The following is a 17,114-nucleotide window of genomic DNA, read 5'->3' on the forward strand; positions in this document are numbered from 1 at the left end:
CTATTGGTTATGAAAAAAAAGCGACTCGCGGTACGGAAATTACTTTACGTATTAAGTCTGAAAACGATGAGTTTCTTAGTGATTGGCGTATTCGTAGCATCATTAGTAAATATTCAGATCATATTTGCTGGCCAATCGTTATGAAGAAAAAAGCTGAAGAGGATAAAGAATCTGATGAGTTAGAAACAGTTAATAAGGCCACTGCATTATGGACCATGCAAAAATCCGAAATCTCTGATGAAGATTATAAATTACTTTACAAGCATCTTTCTCATGATTATCAGGATCCATTAATTTGGTCGCATAATCATGTTGAAGGTAAAAATGACTATATTTCTCTGTTTTATATTCCCGCACATGCCCCTTATGACATGTGGCAACACGAGGTAAAGCATGGCTTAAAACTTTATGTAAAACGTGTATTTATTATGGATGATGCAACTCAATTTCTACCGCGTTATTTACGTTTTGTAAAAGGAATTGTTGATGCAAGTGATTTGCCATTAAATGTCTCGCGAGAAATTTTACAGGACAACAAGCAAGTAGAAAACATTCGTACTGCCTGTACTAAACGTGTTTTATCCATGCTTGAAAAAATGAGCACGCAGGATAAAGAAACTTATCAGAAGTTTTGGAATGAGTTTGGTTTAGTTTTAAAAGAAGGCGTAGTTGAAGATTTTACTAATAAAGAGGCTATTGCTAAACTATTGCGTTTTGCTACAACAACCTCAAATTCAGAAAAGCAAGAAGTAACGCTTGATGACTACATCAGTCGTATGAAAGAAAAGCAGGATAAAATTTATTACATTACTGCCTCAAGTTACAATGCAGCTAAGTACAGCCCACACTTGGAAATATTTAATAAGAAAGGGATAGAAGTATTATTACTCAGTGATAGAATTGACGAATGGTTTGTGGGCTATATGAGTGAATATCAGGGTAAAAAGTTACAATCAATTTCTAAGGGTAAAGTTGAATTAGGGGATGAGTCCGAAGAACAAATTAAAGAGCAGGAAAAAACTCTAGAACCCATGTTAAAACACATTAAGAACGTTTTAGATAGCAAAGTTAAAGATGTATTGCTGACAAATCGTCTGACGGATTCTCCAGCGTGCATTGTTGCTGACGAACAGGATATGAATCTGGAAATGCAACGTATTTTGCAGGCTGCAGGGCAGCAAGTTCCAGTCAGTAAACCAGTATTTGAAATAAATCCTGAACATATCCTAATTAAACGTCTGCATGAGATTCAAGATGATAGTTTGTTTGAACTATGGATTACCATGTTATTTGAACAGGCTGTTTTAGCAGAGGGTGGGCAATTGGATAATCCAGCCGATTTTATTAATCGGATAAATAAATTACTCGTTCTAGCCTAGTTAAATCACTTAAACTACTAGGTCTATTGATAATTCTTTGAAGCGATTAGAATGTCAATTGACTCTAATAATGCTTGGATTTCAGTTTATTGGAATCCAGGCTATTTTTTTATGTAATTTCTCAAAAAGTTGGGGAAAAACCTGATCCACTTCACACAGGCTCGTGGAGTCTGGAAATTTTGGGTATAGGTGCTTGAAAATAGGCAACAACTTATCGAGAAGTTACTTTTTATAAGCTAAAGTAATGAAAAAAATGAATAAAGATATTAAAAAGGAATGCCAATGTATTCTAAATTCTTAGGTGGTATTCTTCTTATTACAGGTACTTCAATAGGTGCTGGTATGCTCGGATTACCCATTGCTGCTGCACAATTGGGCTTTGTTGGCTCATTGATTCTTTTATTTGTTTGCTGGTTTATAATGCTCGCCTGCGCTTTTTTACTATTAGAAGTTAATTTATGGTTACCACAAAAAAATAATCTCATTTCAATGGCAAAAGTTAGTATCGGACCTGTTGGACAAATTATTGCATGGATTTCCTATTTATTATTACTTTATTCTTTATTATGTGCATATATTGCGGGTGGGAGTGATTTATTTCATAACCTGTTAGAGGTGTTGGGATTTAATACGCCCATGTGGGTTGCATCAATTTTCTTTACGCTGCTATTTGGATCAGTAGTATATTCTGGTATGAGTTCGGTTGATAAAACAAATCGTGTCTTTATGGGAGTAAAACTGTGCACATTTTTTATTGTGGCTTTATTTCTTCTACCATTTATTTCCACAGCTAAATTGGCTACTGGAAATTTGTATTATCTTACTTCTGTATCCGCACTTACTGTTACTACAGCTTCATTTGGATGGGCAGCACTTATTCCTAGTTTACGAGTATATTTTGCTGGTGATCTCAAAAAGCTTAAAGTTGTTATTATTATTGGCAGTGCTATCCCCTTGATTTGTTATATTATTTGGGATGCTGTAATTATGGGAATTATTCCTCTTAGTGGTAAAAATAGTCTTGAATTTATATTGCATTCGACCAATTCTACAAGCGGTTTAGTTGATATATTGAATACACATGTAGAAAATGATTCCATCTTATTTTTTATTAAGTTATTCACGTCAATTTGTGTCCTAACTTCTTTTCTTGGTGTAGCGTTATGTTTAACAGATTTTCTTGCTGACGGTTTAAATATAGAAAAAAAGGGATATCCTAATCTATTAATACATAGTTTAACTTTTATACCCTCTTTAAGTATTGCTATATTTTTTCCTAATGTATTTATTAAAGCACTGGAATATGCGGGTATTTATGCAACAGTGTTATTGATCCTTTTGCCTGCATGGATGGCATGGAGTGGTCGTTATCGTAAAGGTCTTGCTAAAGGGTTTACAGTGCTTGGAGGAAAAACATTATTAGTATTAATAATAGTATTTGCTCTCATGTTACTTATACGAGGAATTACGAATTAATTAATAAACTAATACCGTTTATGTAACGAATAGCACTGGTGCACAAGTTATAGCGATTAATGGTACAATCCATGTTCCTACACCAATCGCTGTCGGCAACACCCCGCAAGGAGTATGGGTTAATTCAACAAATAATACAATCCATGTGGCCAATAATGGCAGTAGGTCTCAGTAATTAATGGGACAACCAATGCAGTAACACCTGTTCCTCTGGGGATGGCACCTTATAGAGTTGCCATAAATTAGAAGAGCATAAAATTCCGTAGTGTGTCCACAGGATCACTGGATTTTGTGGACACGCCGGCATTGTTACTTCATAACCATCACAAGGTATGTAAATTCCCTCATTGCGAAGCAGTGAAGCCCAGATCATTAAAAATCTGTTCTGGGTGTTTTACATCGTTCGCAATGACGACAGTTTTTTATCTAATTACAAGGGGCAGCGCATGTATTTTTTAAATTGGGAGTAAATAAATTTCAATAAAAAATCGAGAGCTCACATTAGATGATCTTACTTGAATTTGATAGCCTTTAAGTCTTCACAGTAAAATGCATTAATCCGTTTTTATAATCAACCTTTATTATTTCTTCAGACTTAAATTTTCCAGCCAATATTGATTGAGCTAATGGGTTTTCAAGTTGTTGCCGAATAGTGCGTTTTAGCGGTCTTGCTCCATAAACGGGATCAAAGCCTGCTTCCACCAAATGTGACAATGCGTTTGAGGTCACTTCAAGATGAATGTCTTGATGTTTGAGTCGCTGAAGAAGGTATTCAATTTGTATTTTGGCAATTTTAACAATTTGTTCTTTTGCTAAAGAATGAAAGACAACAATGTCATCGATACGATTAATAAATTCAGGTCTGAAATGCTGACCTACAATTTCCATTACAGCATTCTTAATATGTTCATAACTAAATTTATTTCCCATTTCCTGAATAAGATGAGAACCTAAGTTTGAAGTCATCACGATAATGGTGTTACGAAAATCAACAGTACGACCTTGGCCATCAGTCAAACGCCCATCATCCATTACCTGTAAAAGAATATTGAAGACATCAGTATGTGCTTTTTCAACTTCATCAAGTAAAATCACGGAATAGGGTCTACGTCGTACAGCCTCAGTTAAGTAGCCTCCTTCTTCATACCCTACATAACCGGGAGGTGCGCCAATTAGACGAGCTACAGAGTGCTTCTCCATAAATTCGGACATGTCGATACGGATCATTGCTTCCTCGGTATCAAAGAGATAAGCGGCTAGGGCTTTGCATAATTCTGTTTTACCCACACCAGTAGGACCTAGAAATAAAAAGGAACCTATGGGACGATTTGGATCGGCTAATCCTGCTCGTGAACGTCGAATGGCATTTGATACGGCATCAATGGCTTCATTTTGGCCAATGAGACGATCATGGAGTACTTCCTCCATTTTTAGGAGTTTTTCTTTTTCACCTTCCATCATTTTGGTGACAGGTATTCCCGTCCATTTGGAAACAACCTCAGCGATTTCATCTTCAGTTACCTTATTTCGCACTAATTTATTTTCATGCTCCTCATCAATGGCCACTTGAGACAGTCTTTTTTCCAGTTCAGGAATACGCCCATATTGTAATTCAGACATGCGACTCAGATCGCCTGCACGTCTGGCTGTTTCCATTTCCCGTTTAGCTTGCTCCAGAGCTTCTTTAATTTGAGTGGCTCCTTGCATGGTTGCTTTCTCAGCTTTCCAGACCTCTTCCAAATCAGAATAGTTTTGCTCCATTTCATCGATAGTGTGTTGTAAATCTTCTAGCCTTTTTTTAGATGCCTCATCCTGTTCTTTTTTGAGTGCCTCACGTTCAATTTTTAATTGAATTAATCGTCGCTCAAGTTTATCCATGCTTTCAGGTTTTGAGTCAATTTCCATACGAATAAGGCTGCCTGCCTCATCGATCAAATCAATGGCCTTATCCGGTAATTGTCTGTCAGTGATGTAGCGATGAGACAATATAGCAGCAGCTACAATTGCAGGGTCAGTAATTTCAACACCATGATGAACTTCATAGCGCTCTTTTAAACCACGAAGAATGGCAATCGTATCTTCCACATTGGGCTCCTCGACCAAAACTTTTTGAAAGCGGCGCTCTAAAGCGGCATCCTTCTCAATGTATTGACGGTATTCATCAAGCGTGGTTGCACCAATACAATGTAGTTCTCCGCGGGCTAAGGCTGGCTTCAACATATTTCCTGCATCCATAGCTCCTTCAGCTTTACCTGCGCCTACCATGGTATGAATTTCATCAATAAATAAAATAATTTGACCTTCTTGTTTAGCTAAATCATGAAGTACAGCTTTGAGGCGTTCTTCAAATTCTCCTCGAAATTTTGCACCTGCGATCAATGCACCCATATCTAAAGAAAGCAGCCGTTTATTTTTTAAGCCTTCAGGAACTTCACCATTAATAATTCTTTGCGCTAAACCTTCAACAATTGCTGTTTTTCCTACCCCAGGTTCGCCAATTAATACAGGATTATTTTTGGTACGTCTTTGTAGGACCTGGATGGTACGACGAATTTCATCATCACGACCAATTACAGGATCTAATTTGCCTTGTTCTGCACGCTCGGTTAAATCCAGGGTATATTTTTGCAAAGCTTGTCGTTGCTCTTCAGCATTTGGATCATTGATGGTCTCACCACCACGTAGATTATTAATTGCGTCTTCAATCGCTTTAGGTTCACTTCCAGCTTGTTTTAACAAACGTGCAAGAGAACAGTTTTCTTCATTGACCGTAGCCAAAACAAATAATTCACTAGAAATAAAATTATCTTTTTTTTGTTGAGCCAGTTTATCAGTAAGGTTCAGAAGTCGGTTCAGCGAATTAGAAATATGCACATCTCCGCCTACGCCAGAAACTTTAGGAAGTTTATCTAATGCCTGATCTAGAAGAGTTCTTAATAAAGGAATATTAACTCCGGCTTTACTAAGCAGTGGTCGGCAACTACCCCCTTGTTGGTCTAATAATGCTTTCATTAAATGTTCGGGCTCAATGAAGTTATTATCTCTACCTACTGCCAAAGATTGAGCATCAGCTAAAGCGATTTGGAATTTCGATGTTAATTTATCCATTCTCATAATTCACGACCTTAATTTAGGTGTTAATTTTTTCTTATCTACCGTAAAATGAGGTTAAATTTAATTATTTCAAGTGACTAATATGATTAATGATATGTCTTCTAATTCTAATCCCGATTCTCAAGCTTTGCTTAATCGGATTATTATAGATTACATCAAAGAAGAAAAAAGAAAACGCAGATGGCGTTGGTTCATGCGTATTATATATTTATTAATCATTTGTTTTGTCGCCTATAAGTTATTTTTTGGAGGAAATGAAGAATTAGGCTCAAATGTTAAGCCTCATATAGGATTAATTGATCTTAATGGCGAACTATTTGATACCAAACCTGCAAATGCGGATAATTTTGCTAAAGGGTTTGAAATGGCTTATAAAAATTCGGGATTAAAGGCATTGATTATTCGCATCAACAGTCCTGGGGGAAGTCCAGTTCAAGCAGAATATATGTATAACACAATTAAATATTATCGTACTAAGTATCCTGATATTAAAGTATATGCAGTATGTGCGGATCTATGTGCTTCTGCGGCTTATTATGTTGCTGTTGCTGCTGAGAATATTTATGCAAGTCCAGCCAGTATGATTGGTTCTATTGGTGTTCTTTACAGTGGCTTTGGTTTTGTGGATGTAATGAATAAAATTGGAGTTGCGCGTAGATTACAGACCGCCGGGATTAATAAGGGATTTTTAGATCCATTTTCTCCAGATACAGATTTTCAGAAACAAAAATTACAAACTATGCTTGATCTAGTGCACGAACAATTTATTAATAGAGTAAAAGAAGGGCGAGGAGCTCGTTTACATAGTGATAATGACACATTTTCAGGACTTATTTGGACTGGTGAACAGGCTTTACCAATAGGATTAATTGATGGTTTTGCCAGTGGCGGCCAGTTAGCACGTGATGTGATTAAAATTGATTCTATGATCGATTATACTCACACTCAAAATCTGTTTGATCGGGTGACCAAGAATTTAGGAACAGCTATGGCAGATGAATTACCGCTAAGTTTGGGTATTAAGTCAGGATTAAAGTAGTAGTATGCGCTTACTTTATGTTTAATAGGTAGTTGGAAGCACATTGGCAAGTTCTGAAACATGCGATAATTTAATTGAGAATACACGGTGTTCTACATTCTATGCACAGGATTATCCACAGAATTTGTGGATAAATAATTTTAAATGTTAATGAGACGAATACGTTAACAGCTTATAAAATAAGCTTTTTTTTAGGAAAGACAAAAATTGAATTTTAGATATTTGAATTGTTTGGGTAGATTATCCACAAAATGATTTGAATAAATTTATAGGTATTTTAATAAAGAAAAAATACTCTTGATTTAGCGATTCCCTAAAAAATTAATTAGGATTAGGGTCTATCATTGGATTTCATCTCTATGTTAATAGACCCTATTATAAAAAACTTGCTACAGTAGAGAAGTCATTAATTTATTTCAATGCGGTAGATAAGGTTTGCAATAATGATTTAAATACTTTAGGTGTTCCTGCAACAACATCCCCATGTTTTAAAAAATCATCACCACCATGGAGATCACTAATTAAACCACCTGCTTCCCTGATTAATAGGGAACCCGCTGCAATATCCCAAGGACGTAAACCAAGCTCCCAAAAGCCATCGAGACGACCACTAGCAACATAAGCTAAATCTAGAGCTGCGGAACCTGTTCTTCTTACTCCGGCACACTTACCAAATAAGGCTTCAAATGTAGGCAAATACCGTTGACCAATGGATGCATTGCGCGAAGGAAAACCGGTTCCTAACAGTGAGCTACTTAATTGAGTTTGTTGAGAAACACGTATTCTGCGGTCATTTAAACGAGCCCCACGCCCACGGCTGGCAGTAAAATACTCATGACGTAATGGGTCATAAATAATACCATGTTCAATCCTTCCTTTTACTTTTAATGCAATAGAAACTGAAAAGAAAGGAAATCCGTGTAAATAATTTGAGGTTCCATCAAGCGGATCAATAATCCAAATTGATTCGCCATCACCTTCTTGATGGCCGCTTTCTTCAGCAAGAATTCCATGCTCAGGGTAAGCTTTCCGAATGGTGTTAATAATGATTTGTTCTGCTTTAATGTCTACTTCGCTAAAATATTCAGTAGTGCTTTTAGCGGTAATTTTGAGACGATCCACTTGTTCCATGTGACGAATAATAATTTCTCCAGCTTGACGCGCTGCATTCACTGCGATATTTAAAAGTGGTTCCATTAATTTCTCATTGAATTTACAAAACCGATGATTCTATCATACTTTTTTTAGACAAAGGTAACTCTTTTCAATCTCTAATTTTTCAAAGTTATAATCAACTAGGAGCATATCTCGTTCAATGCTATTATATGTGTATCTCTATGTGTTAAATTAAGTCTTGGTTATGAATTTTAGTTCAATACGTATTATTTTAGTTGCTACTTCGCATCCTGGTAATATCGGTTCTGCAGCCAGAGCCATGAAAACTATGGGATTAAGTTCGCTTTATTTGGTCAATCCAAAATCATTTCCTGACTATAAAGCAAAAGAAATGGCTGCTGGTGCTGATGATCTTTTAGAATCGGCAATGGTTACTGAAACATTGGATGAAGCGCTACTAGGTTGTCAACTAATTCTGGCAACTAGTGCAAGGCCACGAGGGCTTTTTTTACCTGGATTAGTACCTGCTGCAAGTGCCGAATTGATTAGTAAACAAATGGAGTCTACGCAAATTGCGATCGTATTTGGGCGTGAACGCACGGGTCTTACTAACGAAGAGCTGCTAAAATGTCATTATCACATTCATATTCCGAGTAATCCTGAGTACAGTTCGCTTAATTTAGCGCAGGCAGTGCAAATCGTTGCTTATGAATTACGAATGAAGTTATTAACACCGAAGGCTGAAGTTGCCTTGCGTAGAGAAGAATATGCAACAGCAGAGGAAATAGAACAGTTTTTTGAGCATTTGAAATTAGTTTTTATTGAAATTAAATTTTTAAGAGAAGCAAATCCAAGACGATTAATGCAACGTGTAAGACGTTTATTTAATCGAGTAAATTTGGAAAAAATGGAAGTTAGCATTCTACGCGGCATGTTAAGTCAAGTTCAAAAATCACTAGAATGGGCTAGAAAACGAGGTGGGAGTGAACAAAGTAATTAAGGTACCTATTTATTTTGATTACATGGCGACCACACCTGTCGATCCACGTGTGGTGGAACGTATGGTTCAGTATTTAGGTCCTGATGGGGATTTTGGTAATCCTGCTTCAGTAACTCATGATTATGGGAGAATAGCCGCGCTTGCTATAGATCGTGCGCGTCTCCAGGTTGCTGATTCAATTCATGCATCTTCCCAAGATATTATCTTTACCTCAGGAGCTACTGAAGCAAATAATTTAGCTATAATTGGTGCTGCTCATTTTTATCAGAATAAAGGAAAACATTTAGTGACTATGAGTACTGAGCATAAATCAGTACTGGATAGTTTTAACCGATTAGAAAAAGAGGGTTTTGAGGTTACTTATCTTAATCCTGAGTCTGATGGTTTATTGGAGCTTAGTAGACTGGAAAAGGCATTAAGACAAGATACAATTTTAGTATCTATTATGCACGTAAATAATGAAATTGGTGTCATCCAAGATATCAGAGCCATTAGTGAATTATTACGCAATAAAGGAATCATTTTTCATGTTGATGCAGCACAAAGTATTGGGCGACTTCCTCTAGATATCAGCCAAACTTCAGTAGATTTAATGTCTCTTTCGGCGCACAAAAATTATGGCCCTAAGGGTGTTGGGGCATTATATGTACGCCATAAACCGAGAATTCGTTTGCAACCACAAACTTTTGGTGGTGGGCATGAACGAGGTTTGCGCTCTGGAACTTTAGCTACCCACCAAATTGTTGGCATGGGAGAGGCTTTTGCATTGACTAACTCATTACGTGAAGAAGAACAAGCACGTATTTTGGATTATCGAGACTGTCTATGGGACGGAATTAATCATTTGCCTGGAATTAAATTAAATGGGCATAAGCAAAAGCGTGTTGCAGGTACTCTTAATATTAGTTTTAAAGGATTAGATGGGGACTCTTTACTATTAGCATTGAGTGATTTAGCTGTATCGACCATGTCAGCGTGTAGCTCTGCTAGCATTCAACCTTCTTATGTTTTAAAAGCCATAGGCTTAACAGATGAATTAGCACAAAGTTCTATAAGATTATCTATAGGGCGCTTTACTACAAAAGAAGATATTAAGCATGCAATTGCAGTCATTTGTACCCAAGTGACTCGACTACGTCAATTATCCCCATCATGATGTATAATAATACAGTACGTGATTACTTTTTTTTGCCCAAACATGCTGGAGTCATTGATTTAGATCATGAACTTACAGTTGTTTTTAAAAACACGCAAAAAGATCAGGGTAGGGTTGAATTTTATATGCAATGCCGGCAGGATAGACTGATTCAAAAGGTTTGCTTTAAAACGAATGGTAATCCTTATTTAATTGCTGCTTTGGAGTGGTTGTGTCGGCAATTAGAAGGTCAATTTATAGACAAAATTCAGCCAATTGATTATCAATTATTAATTAAAGAATTGGGAATCCCCAGAACACACTATCCATTGGCATTAAGGGTTGTAACTATTTTTAAAGAAATTTTTGTTTTAATGCATAAGAGATTATCCCATAAGGACACAAACCCTATTTATCGAGGTATAAATTATGAGCATAATAATACAACATGCACTGAATGAAGTGACTCCTGAAATCACTTTTACTGAGCCAGCAATAAAGCATTTGGTATCGTATTTAGGGAACAATCCTAAATATACTGGTGTTCGTTTATCAGTAAAAAAAACAGGATGCTCTGGATTATCTTATGTGGTTGATTATGTACTTTCTCCTTTAGAGAATGATTTGATTATGTCTTTAAATGAGAATTACCTGGTGTGCATTGATAAAGCAAGTTATCCCTTTTTGAAAAACATGAATGTTGATTATGTGAAACAAGGATTAAATTATAGATTTGTTTTTAATAATCCTAACCAAACAGGGCAATGCGGCTGTGGAGAGAGTTTTACTGTTGGCTAAGAGAACTATTAAAATCGCTTTGGGATTTTATTCATTAAATGATAAAATTTTTAATTAACATTATGGAAGTGGGCGTTGTCCAAGACCTTAATTAATATTCCCTTAATAAATGAATATCATTAAAACAATGTTTACACTCTTTGAGATTTTTGGTACCATATAGACCATGGTGTTCAGTAGATGTGTTTACTGAACATGATTTTATTTATTAATTTGTACTGGGAGACTTAAATGAGTACAGAAGTTGTGATGCAAGGCAATGAAGCTCTTTCGCATCAGGTAATTCATGCTGTTAAAGGTTATTTAACTAGTGTGGGCAATAAAGATGCTAATTTAAACTTATACCAATTAATCGTTGAAGAGGTTGAAGCTCCTTTGTTCCGTACTGTAATGGAATTAACTCGATATAACCAATCGAAAGCTGCTCGTGTACTTGGAGTAAGTCGCGGAACTTTACGTACCAAATTGAAGCGCTATTTTGACGATGAATTCATTGGTACACGTGATTTCTAATTGATATTAGTTTTTAGCATTTTTGTTAGTTTTTAATAATTAATTTCTTATTTATGGTGGTCTTTCGCTAGGCACTCTGCTACTATAGATGGCAGAGTTGGTTAGGCAATCGCTCTTTGCTTTAAGCAAAGGGAGGAAAGTCCGGGCTCCAAAGGGCAGAGTGCCAGGTAACCCCTGGGAGGTGTGAACCTACGGAAAGTACCACAGAAAATATACCGCCTCGTTGAGGTAAGGGTGAAATGGTGCGGTAAGAGCGCACCGCGCAGCTGGTAACAGTTGTGGCAGGGAAAACCCCACTTGGAGCAAGACCAAATAGGAATCCATGTGGCTATTATAGTCACGAAGTGTGGCCCGCACGGGATTCGGGTAGGTTGCTTGAGGCATGCGGTGACGCATGCCCTAGATGAATGATTGTCCATGACAGAACCCGGCTTATCGACCAACTCTTCCTAATTTTATTCAGCTAAATGTTTTTTTAACAGAGTATTGATTGATTCAGGGTTTGCTTGACCTTTAGTTTCTTTCATTATTTTCCCGACAAAAAAAGCCAATAATCGTTCCTTGCCTGCTTTGTATTCTGCTGTCTGCTCTGGAAACTGTAGAATTAATTTGCTGATCATTTTTTCTAAAGCGGCAGTATCCTCAATTTTTTGATAACCTTCACGTCGAATAATTGCCTCAATATCTTCTTCACCTGCCCATAATAGAGTAAATACAGTGCGCGCATTATTTAAAGAAATATCATTATCATGGAGTTTATTCAGAAGTTCAGCCATGAGTTTTGCTGATACACGAGGTGTTTCAAAAGTTAAATGGTCTTCATTTAAAGCCGCAGTGTATAAACCTTTTAGCCAGTTAGTGATCATTTTCTCTGGTGCACGGCTGCTTAAGCTAATTTCTTTATAAAATTGGTATAGTGCAGGGGAGGAAAGAAGAAAATTAATATCTTCTTCTTTTAAGTTGGGTGTCTCTTTTAATACAGCATAAATTTTCTTGGGTAAATCCGGTAATTTACTTTTAATTTCAGCAACATGTGCATGAGTAATTTGAATGGGTAATAAATCAGGATCAGGAAAATAGCGATAGTCATTTTCATTTTCTTTTTCACGCATCAGATGCGTTGTGTTGGTATCAGGATTATAAAGACGTGTTTCCTGGATAATTTGCTGACCGTTTTCGAGCAAATCCTGATGCCGTGTTTGTTCATAAGCAATAGCTTTTTCGATAAAACGAAATGAATTGAGATTTTTTAACTCGGTACGAGTCCCTAAAACAGGGGAACCTTTAGGTTTTAAGGAGAGATTAACATCACAACGGAAAGAACCTTCTTGCATGGTACCATCACAAATACCTAAAAATTGTACCAGCTGGTGTAAGGTTTTTAAGTAGCTTACTGCTTCTTGGCTTGAATACAAACATGGAGCCGTAACTATCTCTAATAAAGGAATACCGGCGCGATTCAGATCAATACCACTATAGCCGTGTTGAACTCCATGAAGTGATTTACCCGCATCTTCTTCTAAATGAGCACGCGCAATCACTACATCTTTTTTCTTACCGTCATCTATTATGATTGTCAATTTACCATTACTGACTATGGGTTTTTGAAATTGACTTATTTGATAGCCTTTGGGTAAATCAGGGTAAAAATAGTTTTTGCGTTCAAAAACAGATTGATCATTAATGTCGCCATGAATTGCAAGACCAAATTGAATAGCCATGATCACTGCTTCCTGATTTAATACTGGCAAAACTCCCGGAAAACCCGCATCAATAAAGCAGCTTTGTGAGTTCGGAGCCGAACCAAAAGTTGTAGGTGCACCAGAAAAAAGCTTGGATTTTGTTTTAAGTTGAGCATGTACTTCAAGACCAATAACTGTATCCCATTCCATAGTTCACCTCTATTGCTTTACTCTGGCCAAATGCCAGTTTGTATGTTGTTGATAATGATGGGCTACATTGAGTAGGAGATTTTCACTGAAGTGTTTACTCATTAATTGCATGCCTACTGGTAGTTGCTGAGCAAAGCCTGCTGGTATTGATAGTGCAGGGAGGCCAGCAAGATTAGCTGCTACCGTAAAGACATCCCCCAAATAATTCTGGATGGGGTCTGCAATTTTTTCACCGAGTTTAAAGGCTGTGGTGGGTGTGGTTGGGCCTAGAATAATATCGACTGATTGCAGGGTAGCAAGTAATTCTTCTTGAATTAGACGACGAATTTTTTGTGCTTGTAAGTAATAGGCATCGAAATAATTGGCAGACAGAACATATGTTCCCGTAAGAATTCGACGTTTGACCTCGGCTCCGAACCCTTCATTGCGAGAACAAAAGATAAGTTCTTTCAAAGTGGATGCTTTAGAGCTACGATGACCGAATCGTAATCCATCATAGCGAGATAGATTAGAGGAGGCTTCAGCACATGCAACAACATAATAACAAGGGACCCATAACGGTTGTAATGAAAAGTCCAGGTTAATAATTTCAGCACCTAACTGTTCAAATACCTTCACTGCCGTGAGAATAGCTTGTTGAATGCCTTGCTCAACTTGTGGTTGAAAGAAACATGCAGGTAAGCCAATTCGTAGTTTGGACAATGGTTTATTTATATTTGCGTGATAATCAGGAATAATTGTAGCTACTGAAGTAGAATCTTTGCTATCAAAACCAGCTATAGCCTGTAGCACGAGCGCTAAATCTTCAGCACTATGCGCCATAGGGCCTGCTTGATCTAAACTGGAGGCATAAGCAACCATACCGTAACGTGAGACCAATCCGTAGGTGGGTTTGATACCACTAATGCCACATAAGGCTGCAGGTTGGCGTATTGAGCCTCCGGTATCCGAGCCTATTGTAAAAGGGATTAATTCTGCTGCAACAGCAGCAGCAGATCCACCTGAAGAGCCGCCAGGAACACGTTCTTTATCCCAAGGGTTTTTTACTGCACCAAAATAACTGTTTTCATTGCTAGAACCCATAGCAAATTCGTCCATATTAGTTTTTCCTACTAAAATGGCGCCATTTTCTTTTAATTTACTGACAAGGGTTGCTTCATAGGGTGATTTAAAATGTGCTAACATTTTAGAGGCACAAGTGGTGTTCATTCTTTGTGTACAGAATAAATCTTTAACCGCCATAGGAATTCCGGTAAGCTTTTTACCATTACCCTTTTGTAATTCACGATCTGCTTGTTGAGCATCCAGAAGGGCTTGCTCCTCATCAAGACTGATAAAGGCATTTAACTCTTTATGTTGTTCAAGTTTTGATAAATAATACTGAGTTAATTCCACACTGGAGAATTTGCCTTGGTGCAAGGCCTGGGATAATTCTTTTAAAGAAAGTTGTTCCATAATTATTTTATCTCATCAATGACTTGCGGCACTAAATAAAGATTATCTTCGAACAAAGGTGCCAAGGCCTCCAATTCGGCAACACAATCTTCTTCCGTAATGCTATCAGGTCTTAAACGTTGATACACGGCAAGAGGATGAAATAATGGTTCCACTTCCGTTGTATCGACTGAGCGTAACTGATCGACAAAATCCATGATTTCATTGATTTCCTGCATTAATTTGGATGACTGATCACGATCAGGATTTAGATAAGCCAAATGCGCAATCTTTTCTAGGTCTTTGGGTGAGAGGGTCATAATGAATATCCACAAAGTAAACGGCTTATTAGACTTCCTTCGAAACGACGCTATTACCGAAGCAAATTGTTTTATTGATTCGGTGCTCGTATGTGTATACGGTGCAGCCATAATGACAATTTGCGGTCTTAGTTTCCTCGATCAGCGAGTCAAAAAAAGTCTATTATATCGATGATAAGGTAAGTTACAAATGATTTGATAATAATGTGTGAATATATGTACCTTTTATTGGTTCGTTGTAAATAAAATCCTCACTAAAAATTGAGATGCTAAGACATAATAATTGAGCAAGAGTGTTCTTTTTTAAGCGTAATAATAAAGATGAATACATAGGTAGCTAATGACGGACAAATCGTAAACGAGGCTCCTATCAAACTGATGGACGCGGCCCCTGAAACCCACGGGGGCCGCCGCAACAACATTGCCTAATTGGCTTATTGTCCATTAAAATGCAGGTGTAGTCCGATAATTGATTTGATTTGGATCCTGTTCCTGTTCCGTGTTTGTTTTAGACTTTAAACGAGCTTGCATTCTATTTTGAAATTGCATGCGGAATTGATCGATTCCTATCCCTAGACTCAAACTTTTGGTATGATTATTTTCAATATCTTTAAAAATTTCATCAAAGCGCTTCCACTTTACATCACCTTCAATCTTCTTTTGGTAGATGTCATATTGGAATAAAATAAAAGTTAATAATGCAGCACTAGTGCCACCGGTGAAAATTGAAAATAACATACCCGAAGTCAAATAATAACTTGCACTTCCAGTTACGGCACCTGCGGCACCTGAAATCATACTAGTTCTATTGAATTTCTTAAAAGCATGACCTATGGCATACCATTCATCTAAAGGTAACTCATTAAATCGAATACTACTTGAGATATTGGATAGTGTTTGCTTATCTAGAGAACGCAGATCTTCTTTTAGTGCTTGTAGTGATAGGTACTTATCATTATTTAGGATGCCAGTACGTACATAATCTTCCGCTGCTTGCACTGATTTCATTATTTCTACTTTGTTACCTGAAATCTGAGGTGATTCATGAGTAACATATTTATTTTTCGGCATTTTAAATTTCCTGTTGTTAAGAATGTGCGCAAAACAATGCCAATAACATCGCATCCAAATTTGCGCACTTTCAATAATAGGATTTTAATAAAGTGGCATTATACAATAAAAATATATTTAATCTAGAGTGTTCTAAAAAGGTAATTGTGAGCAATGCTGTCCTCAGCGCAGAGGCCTTAATGTAGAGTCGAATGAACATCCTTACTAAAGATGCAAAACGTGATATACAAAAATTACCGCCTTATATAGTTATTAAACAGATCACGCTCTATTATTTGTTATTTACACCGTGGGAACGGGGCGATGGATCTAGTTTATCTTGTATCTCATCTACAATTTTTCCAGATGCCGTTTTATGTACAAAGAAGAATGATTTATTTTGTGCCCAATTAATTGCTCCCTTAATTAACAATCCAATTCCTAAAGTTGGTATTGCAATTGCTAAATTGACCAAGAACTCAGACCAACCTTTATTCTTGTCTAAAATAGGGCGCTGTTTCTCAATGATACCAGTACACGTCTCATTAAACGTCTGACGATTTCCATCTTTTTGCAAAGTTTCATACGCTTGAGTTAAAGTAGAATGGATTTTCATAGCGCTTTGATAAGCTTCTTCATAACCCTTACTTCTTAAAATTTTAGCCTTAGCATCAAGTTTAGATAATTCACTATGAAAAGGACTTACTACATCATCATATTCATTTTTGACATTAGGTTTTTCTTTAGTGTGCTCTATTTCAACCTGAACTGGCTTAATCTCAATGCTACTTGCACTTACTTTAAGATCAGCTATAGAACCACCTTGGCTTCCCAATACTGTATAGGAT

At 36.9% G+C, this 17,114-nt stretch carries 14 protein-coding genes, 1 other RNA gene and 1 pseudogene; 9 read left to right on the top strand and 7 right to left on the bottom strand.

What is annotated here, in order from left to right; translation table 11 throughout:
* Both htpG and WA877_RS06735 read left to right on the top strand, forming a co-directional pair.
* The coding region (htpG, locus tag WA877_RS06730; RefSeq protein ID WP_425170153.1) for a molecular chaperone HtpG at positions 1-1,379 on the top strand (1,379 nt) is incomplete at its 5' end.
* A 282-nt stretch (positions 1,380-1,661) separates the two neighbouring features.
* Complete coding sequence (locus WA877_RS06735) at positions 1,662-2,855, top strand: amino acid permease (protein WP_425170154.1); 1,194 nt, start codon at positions 1,662-1,664, stop codon at positions 2,853-2,855.
* 531 nt (positions 2,856-3,386) lie between these two features.
* On the opposite strand, the gene clpB is transcribed toward WA877_RS06735, so the two are convergent.
* A complete protein-coding gene (gene clpB, locus WA877_RS06740) occupies positions 3,387-5,969 on the bottom strand; it encodes an ATP-dependent chaperone ClpB (protein WP_425170155.1) in 2,583 nt (860 codons plus the stop codon).
* An 82-nt stretch (positions 5,970-6,051) separates the two neighbouring features.
* Between clpB and WA877_RS06745 the strand changes: the two genes are divergently transcribed.
* A complete protein-coding gene (locus WA877_RS06745; RefSeq protein ID WP_425170156.1) occupies positions 6,052-7,008 on the top strand; it encodes a S49 family peptidase in 957 nt (318 codons plus the stop codon).
* Positions 7,009-7,419: 411 nt separating this feature from the next.
* Here WA877_RS06745 and WA877_RS06750 read toward each other — a convergent pair whose 3' ends face one another.
* A complete protein-coding gene (locus tag WA877_RS06750) occupies positions 7,420-8,205 on the bottom strand; it encodes an inositol monophosphatase family protein (RefSeq protein ID WP_425170157.1) in 786 nt (261 codons plus the stop codon).
* A 163-nt stretch (positions 8,206-8,368) separates the two neighbouring features.
* Here WA877_RS06750 and trmJ point away from each other — a divergent pair, with 163 nt between their 5' ends.
* From trmJ to rnpB, 6 genes are all read left to right on the top strand, one after another.
* Positions 8,369-9,124 carry a tRNA (cytosine(32)/uridine(32)-2'-O)-methyltransferase TrmJ gene (gene trmJ / locus WA877_RS06755; RefSeq protein WP_425170158.1) on the top strand — a complete coding sequence of 252 codons (756 nt, stop codon included), beginning with the start codon at positions 8,369-8,371 and terminating at the stop codon, positions 9,122-9,124.
* Positions 9,120-10,280, top strand: coding sequence for an IscS subfamily cysteine desulfurase (locus WA877_RS06760; RefSeq protein WP_425170166.1), 1,161 nt, complete (start codon positions 9,120-9,122; stop codon positions 10,278-10,280). Before trmJ ends, WA877_RS06760 begins: the two co-directional genes overlap by 5 nt.
* A complete protein-coding gene (locus tag WA877_RS06765; RefSeq protein WP_425170159.1) occupies positions 10,277-10,720 on the top strand; it encodes an iron-sulfur cluster assembly scaffold protein in 444 nt (147 codons plus the stop codon). The genes WA877_RS06760 and WA877_RS06765 overlap by 4 nt, the downstream gene beginning before the upstream one ends.
* Positions 10,689-11,057 carry a HesB/IscA family protein gene (locus WA877_RS06770; RefSeq protein WP_425170160.1) on the top strand — a complete coding sequence of 123 codons (369 nt, stop codon included), beginning with the start codon at positions 10,689-10,691 and terminating at the stop codon, positions 11,055-11,057. Before WA877_RS06765 ends, WA877_RS06770 begins: the two co-directional genes overlap by 32 nt.
* Positions 11,058-11,288: 231 nt before the next feature.
* Complete coding sequence (locus WA877_RS06775) at positions 11,289-11,570, top strand: helix-turn-helix domain-containing protein (protein WP_425170161.1); 282 nt, start codon at positions 11,289-11,291, stop codon at positions 11,568-11,570.
* A 93-nt stretch (positions 11,571-11,663) separates the two neighbouring features.
* An RNA gene (gene rnpB / locus WA877_RS06780) (RNase P RNA component class A) lies at positions 11,664-12,021 on the top strand.
* A 4-nt stretch (positions 12,022-12,025) separates the two neighbouring features.
* On the opposite strand, the gene gatB is transcribed toward rnpB, so the two are convergent.
* From gatB to WA877_RS06805, 5 genes and pseudogenes are all read right to left on the bottom strand, one after another.
* Positions 12,026-13,462, bottom strand: a complete 1,437-nt coding sequence (gene gatB / locus WA877_RS06785) for an Asp-tRNA(Asn)/Glu-tRNA(Gln) amidotransferase subunit GatB (RefSeq protein WP_425170162.1) — start codon at positions 13,460-13,462, stop codon at positions 12,026-12,028.
* A 9-nt stretch (positions 13,463-13,471) separates the two neighbouring features.
* Positions 13,472-14,917 (bottom strand): Asp-tRNA(Asn)/Glu-tRNA(Gln) amidotransferase subunit GatA, encoded by a 1,446-nt coding sequence (gene gatA / locus WA877_RS06790; RefSeq protein ID WP_425170163.1) that lies wholly within the window; start codon positions 14,915-14,917, stop codon positions 13,472-13,474.
* Positions 14,918-14,919: 2 nt separating this feature from the next.
* Positions 14,920-15,216 carry an Asp-tRNA(Asn)/Glu-tRNA(Gln) amidotransferase subunit GatC gene (gene gatC / locus WA877_RS06795; RefSeq protein WP_425170164.1) on the bottom strand — a complete coding sequence of 99 codons (297 nt, stop codon included), beginning with the start codon at positions 15,214-15,216 and terminating at the stop codon, positions 14,920-14,922.
* Positions 15,217-15,660: 444 nt separating this feature from the next.
* Positions 15,661-16,287, bottom strand: coding sequence for a hypothetical protein (locus WA877_RS06800; RefSeq protein ID WP_425170165.1), 627 nt, complete (start codon positions 16,285-16,287; stop codon positions 15,661-15,663).
* Between the two features lie 271 nt (positions 16,288-16,558).
* Positions 16,559-17,114: pseudogene (locus WA877_RS06805) on the bottom strand (hypothetical protein); the annotation flags it as partial.

It is taken from the genome of Legionella sp., assembly GCF_049790535.1.
GTDB lineage: Bacteria > Pseudomonadota > Gammaproteobacteria > Legionellales > Legionellaceae > Legionella.

Coding starts and splice junctions, on each gene's coding strand:
- clpB (WP_425170155.1), bottom strand. CDS start 5,969: ATGAGAATGGATAAATTAACATCGAAATTCCAAATCGCTTTAGCTGAT.
- gatC (WP_425170164.1), bottom strand. CDS start 15,216: ATGACCCTCTCACCCAAAGACCTAGAAAAGATTGCGCATTTGGCTTAT.
- WA877_RS06765 (WP_425170159.1), top strand. CDS start 10,277: ATGATGTATAATAATACAGTACGTGATTACTTTTTTTTGCCCAAACAT.
- WA877_RS06745 (WP_425170156.1), top strand. CDS start 6,052: ATGATTAATGATATGTCTTCTAATTCTAATCCCGATTCTCAAGCTTTG.
- WA877_RS06800 (WP_425170165.1), bottom strand. CDS start 16,287: ATGCCGAAAAATAAATATGTTACTCATGAATCACCTCAGATTTCAGGT.
- gatB (WP_425170162.1), bottom strand. CDS start 13,462: ATGGAATGGGATACAGTTATTGGTCTTGAAGTACATGCTCAACTTAAA.
- WA877_RS06770 (WP_425170160.1), top strand. CDS start 10,689: ATGAGCATAATAATACAACATGCACTGAATGAAGTGACTCCTGAAATC.
- trmJ (WP_425170158.1), top strand. CDS start 8,369: ATGAATTTTAGTTCAATACGTATTATTTTAGTTGCTACTTCGCATCCT.
- WA877_RS06775 (WP_425170161.1), top strand. CDS start 11,289: ATGAGTACAGAAGTTGTGATGCAAGGCAATGAAGCTCTTTCGCATCAG.
- WA877_RS06735 (WP_425170154.1), top strand. CDS start 1,662: ATGTATTCTAAATTCTTAGGTGGTATTCTTCTTATTACAGGTACTTCA.
- WA877_RS06750 (WP_425170157.1), bottom strand. CDS start 8,205: ATGGAACCACTTTTAAATATCGCAGTGAATGCAGCGCGTCAAGCTGGA.
- gatA (WP_425170163.1), bottom strand. CDS start 14,917: ATGGAACAACTTTCTTTAAAAGAATTATCCCAGGCCTTGCACCAAGGC.